We start from the raw sequence: 796 nt of genomic DNA on the forward strand, positions 1-796 counted from the left end.
GGTGAGCGCAAGCACCCCCACGCCAAACCACCGCGCCTGACATCCAGCACCAAGACCTTTCCGAGCCTTTACGGGAGCCAGTGCGCCAAGATCAATGCCGATGCCAGCCATGCCTTTATCAAGGTGCGACAGCACAATGATTGGGTCTGGATGGGATTTCGGCTCAAGGGAATATGCCGGTTCCGGGGGAAAGGCAAGGCCAAATCCCCGCTACTGACCACTAACGGTCGACAATGGCAGCTCTCGTTGCCCGAACAGTTCGATCCACCCAAGCCCGCCAAAGGCACCCCTGACCGGGTGCTCGCGGTGGATGTTGGCATTAACACGGCGGCGACCTGGGCGGTCGTCGATGCTCAAGGCACTGTCCATGCACGCGGGTTTCTCTCGCGCACGGATAAAGACCGGGAGTATCGACTGATGAACCGCATCCGCCGTCAGGCACGCAAGCAAACCCGGCACGGAAGCCGGTTGCCACCGGGCTTCTGCCGCCGCGATCACCAACGGCTGACCTGTCTGGCGGATAACCAGGCCCATCAGATCAGTCGGCAGCTGGTGAATCTCGCATTCGACCACGGCTGCCAAGCCATGGCCGTCGAAGACCTGAAAGGCTGGCGTCCGAAAGCGGGTAAAAAGCGCACGCCGATGAAAGCGCGGTTTCACCGCTGGTTCCATCGCCAGCTTGTGACGCGCATCGAAAGCAAAGCCGAAGAAATCGGCCTGCGCTTCGTGGCGGTCTATGCCCGTGGTACGTCCAGCCAAGCGTTCGACGGGTCAGGGCCGGTGAAACGCGATAAGG

1 protein-coding gene is annotated in these 796 nt (G+C 61.2%); it reads left to right on the plus strand.

Features of this window, described 5'->3' with window-relative positions:
* Positions 1–796: IS200/IS605 family accessory protein TnpB-related protein (locus tag GPM19_RS15175; protein WP_160419851.1), on the plus strand; the 796-nt coding region annotated here is incomplete at both ends.

This window comes from Vreelandella zhuhanensis (assembly GCF_009793355.1).
In the GTDB taxonomy this organism is placed as follows: domain Bacteria; phylum Pseudomonadota; class Gammaproteobacteria; order Pseudomonadales; family Halomonadaceae; genus Vreelandella; species Vreelandella zhuhanensis.